Genomic DNA, 4,586 nt, shown 5'->3' with positions numbered 1-4,586 from the left:
GGAAGAGCCCGAAGATGGCACCGAGTACGAGGGCGATCGCGATGGAGATGACGGTCAGCACGATCGTCAGCCATAGGCCCTTCAGCAGCAGCTGCCAGCTACTGGCAATGAGGCCGGGAATCGAGGTGTCCGACGTCGACGCATCGGCGCTGAGATACGTATCGAGAATCTCGTCGTACTGTCCGCTCGCACGCAGGTTTGCCAATCCGGTGTTGAACTGATCCAGCAGCTGGGCGTTGGTGCCCTTCGCGACGGCGAAACCGTAACTGGCGCCGGACTCCTTGTCGGTGACGGTCTTGAATCCGTTGCCCTGCTTGATGCCGTAGGCGAGCACCGGATAGTCCTCGAAGGCTGCGGCCGAGTTGCCGGTCTTGACCTCCTCGAACATCGTCGCCGAGTCGTCGAAACTGCGGATCGTGAAGCCGTACTGGTCGGCGATGGACGCTGCGAACGTTGCGCCCTCGGTGCCGTTCTTGACAGCAACGGACTTGCCGCGCAGATCCTCGTACCCTTCGATGTCGTTGTTGCTGTCCAGAATTGCCATCTGAACACCGGAATCGAAATACGGATCCGAGAAATCGAACGTCGCCTTGCGTGCGTCCGTGATGGACATTCCGGCGATCATGCCGTTGAACTGTCCACTGGTGACGCCTTGCAGGGCGGTGTCGAATCCGACCTGTTCGACGGTGTACTCGAAGTTCTGATCGACCGCGATGGCAGCGAGCAAGTCCATGTCGATGCCGACCAGATTGCCGCTTTCGTCCTGAAATTCGAACGGAGCGAACGTGGTGTCTGTTGCGATGGAGTAGTTCTGGGCCGGCGGCGCGGGTTGAGCGGACGCCAGAGCTGGGCCCAGCATCGATCCCAGCAGGGTTACGAACAGTGCGAGCAGGATCGGTACGAGTACCGGCCTGCTCCGATGCGGCTTCGTCATGCAGGCCACTCTCTATCGACGGGAAGGATTCTTGACGAATCATAAGACTCCAACCCTCGACACACTTACCTCCGGGTGGTATCGATGCTGAGCGACATACCGACCAGCCCTCGTTCTCGAACTGCCAACTTCTGCGCCACGGACTCGAGAGCCTGTGCTGCAGGGGTTTCCGGATGGCTGAGCACGATCGGTGTGCCGGCGTCACCGCCCTCACGAACAGCGGTATCCAACGGAATCTGGCCCAGCAGAGGGACACTCGCGCCCACGGCCTTCGTCAACCGATCCGAGACATCTTGGCCGCCACCGGATCCGAAGATATCCATGCGCGTGCCGTCGGGGAGTTCGAGCCAGGACATGTTCTCCACGACGCCCGCGATGCGCTGCCGTGTCTGCAGCGCAATCGCACCTGCACGTTCGGCGACCTCCGCCGCGGCCTGCTGCGGCGTTGTGACGACAAGGATTTCGGCGCCAGGTATCAACTGCGCGACGGAGATCGCGATGTCGCCGGTGCCGGGCGGCAGATCCAGGAGCAGGACGTCGAGGTCGCCCCAGAACACGTCGGCGAGGAACTGTTGGAGCGCACGGTGCAGCATCGGTCCGCGCCACACGACAGGGGTGTTGCCGGACGTGAACTGAGCGATCGAGATGAACTTCACTCCGTACGCCTGCGGCGGCATGATCATCTTCTCGACCTGCGTCGGCTTCGCATCGTTGCCCAGCATGCGCGGGACGGAGTGACCGTAGATGTCGGCGTCGAGTACACCGACGGACAGACCACGCTTGGCCAGCGAGGCAGCGAGGTTCACCGTGACGGAGGACTTGCCGACGCCGCCCTTGCCCGACGCGACCGCGTACACACGCGTCAGCGAACCGGGTTGGGCGAACGGAATGATGGGCTCACTGGAGTCACCACGAAGGGACTTGCGAAGCTCGGTGCGCTGCTCGTCGTTCATGACGTCGAGTTCGACACTGATAGCGCCTACGCCGGCGACGTCGGCGACGGCCTTGGTGACTCGGTCGCTGATCTCGGTCTTCATCGGGCATCCGGCCGTGGTGAGGTAGATACCTACGTCGACGGAACCGTCGTCCCCGATGCCGATGCTCTTGACCATTCCCAGGTCGGTGATCGGTTTGCGAATTTCCGGATCGATGACCTTCGATAGTGCGCTTCGAACGTCGGATTCCGTCAGTACTGCCATGTACCCATGCTAGATGCAGGCCGAAACGGTCAGTGAATGCGGGGAAGCTGGTCGGAGGTGGGGACGATGCCGGTGGCGTAACCGGTGGACCAGGCGAGCACATTCGCGACGTAGGCCATCGAGTTGTTGTAACGCAGAATCGCCTTGGTGGTCTGACCGAGGTCGCGCAGGTTCAACCCTCCGTCGCACAGGTAGTCGCCGGTGGCCAGCGCGGCGTCGTAGAGGTTCTGTGGATCGGAAATTCCGTCGCCGTTGCCGTCGGCCTGGTAGCGGTTCCAGGTTTCGGGGAGGAACTGCATCGGTCCGACCGCGCGGTCGAAGTTCGGATCACCGTCGAGTGCTCCGCCGTCGGTGTCGGCAATGACGTTGTTACCCGCGAGGCTGCCGTCGAGCCGCGGGCCGAGGATGGGCTCGAGCAGCTGTCCGAGGGGGTCGGCCTTGCCGTTGTTGGCGTGGGTGGACTCGACGCGACCGATACCGGCGATCAACGTCCAGCTGATGCCGCACGCAGGCTGCACCTCGACGAGGATCTTCTCTGCGTTCTTGTATGCGGAGACGTTGACGGTCGGAATCGCGATCGGGCTTGCCGCGAGGTTGGTGGGAAGTTCCGGCGTCGCTGGGACCTCGGGCACCGGAGCGGGCGCAGGTGCAGTCTGCGGTACCGGCGCTTCGGCCTCGGCGACCGGCTGGGCTTCGCCTGCATCGGGCAACGGCTCCGGCGTCTCGATGATCTGGTCGGCTTCCTGGGATGTCGAGTTCGCGTTCATGAACGGGATGTACTCGGCCGCACCCGCGCTGCTGGTAGCGGTGATGAGCCCGGCAGGCACGAGACCGGTCAGAGCAATCACCGAATTCCGGCGAACAGTGGAATTCGATGCTTTTCTGTGACGTCCCACGCCTTGATACCTCCTGCTTGTATATGATCCGCAGTCGATGGTACCTGATTCGAGACGCTTCTGTTATCGGGCTGTTATCAAGTTCGGCCGGCACTCCACCGAACATCGGGTGTGGCAGGTTCGCCGCATCGACCGAATGACGTCAGGGCGCGTCCTCGGCGTTCACCGCAGGTTCGACGGTATCCGCGGGCTCTTCGCGTTTGCGGCTCTGCTGCTTCTTTCGGGACTTCTTCTGCGGTGTCGTCGGATCGGCGCCGAGCTGCTCGATCATCTCGCGAATCTCTTCGAGTTCGCGGCGCAGATAGTCACGCGTTGCCACTTCGCCGACTGCAATACGTAGCGATGCGAGCTCACGCGCGAGGAACTCGGTGTCTGCTTTCGTCTGCTGTGCTCGCGCGCGGTCCTCTTCGAGCGAGACCCGGTCACGGTCGTCCTGACGGTTCTGCGCGAGCAGGATCAGCGGCGCCGCGTACGCAGCCTGCGTCGAGAACGCGAGGTTGAGCAGGATGAAGGGGTACGGATCCCACCGCAGGTTGACCGCGGCGACATTGATGAAAATCCATACGATGACGATGCCCGTCTGGATGGCCAGGTAGCGGCCGGTGCCGAGAAATCTTGCGGCGCGTTCTCCGGACCTGCCGAGGTCGACGTCGAGGCGAAAGTTGACCAGCCGTGACCCCCGCGGGGTGTCCATGCGCTGACGGGCTGATTCCTTCACTGTCCTGCCACCTCCTGATCACGCCAGTCCTCGGGAAGAAGATGGTCGAGCACGTCGTCGACCGTCACCGCGCCGACGAGATGCTCCTCGTCGTCGACGACCGGCCCGCAGACGAGGTTGTACGTGGCGAAGTACCGGGTCACGGCCGTCAGGCTGTCTTCAGGGCCGAGCTTGGGCAACGCCTTGTCGATGATTCCGCCGACCAGGCTGGCGGGCGGTTCACGAAGAAGCTGCTGTAGGTGGACACAGCCGAGGTACGCCCCGGTCGGAGTGGCAGTGGGTGGACGGACGACGAACACCAGCGACGCCAGGGCAGGCGTCAGATCGGGGTTGCGCGCGCGGGCAAGAGCTTCGGCGACCGTCGTGGATGCGCTCAGCACCACGGGTTCGGTCGTCATCAGACCGCCCGCAGTGTCGGGGGAGTGTTCGAGCAGACGACGAACCGGCGCGGAGTCCTCAGGGTCCATCAGGCGAAGCAGCGATTCGGCCTCCGTCTCGGGGAGCTCGCCGAGAAGGTCGGCAGCGTCGTCGGGATCCATGGCCTCGAGCACATCGGCGCCTCGGTCGACGCCGAGGTAGTGCATCATCTCGACCTGATCGTCGTCGGGCAGTTCCTGGACGACGTCGGCGAGCCGCTCGTCATCGAGGGCCAGTGCCACCTCCATACGTCGTTTGACGGGAAGTTCGCGCATCGCGTTGGCCACATCGGCTGCGCGGAGATCCTCGAACTGCATCAACAGCTGTGCGACGCCTTGCCCGGGCATCGACAGTTCGTTCTGGGTGATTCCCTGCACGTGCTGCCAGTCGACGACGTGAATTGCGCCGCGCCGGGCGAGCCT

Annotated in this window: 5 protein-coding genes; all 5 read right to left on the bottom strand. The window is 63.3% G+C overall.

Annotation, left to right across the window (positions count from 1 at the left end):
- Positions 1-934: transporter substrate-binding domain-containing protein (locus A2J03_RS03590; RefSeq protein ID WP_156520181.1), on the bottom strand; the 934-nt coding region annotated here is incomplete at its 3' end.
- Positions 935-999: 65 nt separating this feature from the next.
- Complete coding sequence (locus A2J03_RS03585; protein WP_068369789.1) at positions 1,000-2,133, bottom strand: Mrp/NBP35 family ATP-binding protein; 1,134 nt, start codon at positions 2,131-2,133, stop codon at positions 1,000-1,002.
- 29 nt (positions 2,134-2,162) lie between these two features.
- Positions 2,163-3,029, bottom strand: a complete 867-nt coding sequence (locus A2J03_RS03580; protein ID WP_068369779.1) for a lytic transglycosylase domain-containing protein — start codon at positions 3,027-3,029, stop codon at positions 2,163-2,165.
- Between the two features lie 142 nt (positions 3,030-3,171).
- Positions 3,172-3,723, bottom strand: coding sequence for a DUF1003 domain-containing protein (locus A2J03_RS03575; RefSeq protein WP_156520182.1), 552 nt, complete (start codon positions 3,721-3,723; stop codon positions 3,172-3,174).
- 20 nt (positions 3,724-3,743) lie between these two features.
- On the bottom strand, positions 3,744-4,586 hold an 843-nt coding region (locus A2J03_RS03570), incomplete at its 5' end, for a magnesium transporter MgtE N-terminal domain-containing protein (protein ID WP_068369774.1).

This window comes from Rhodococcus sp. EPR-157 (assembly GCF_001647195.1).
In the GTDB taxonomy this organism is placed as follows: Bacteria; Actinomycetota; Actinomycetes; order Mycobacteriales; family Mycobacteriaceae; genus Rhodococcoides.
This window is presented reverse-complemented; position numbering and strand designations above follow the sequence as displayed.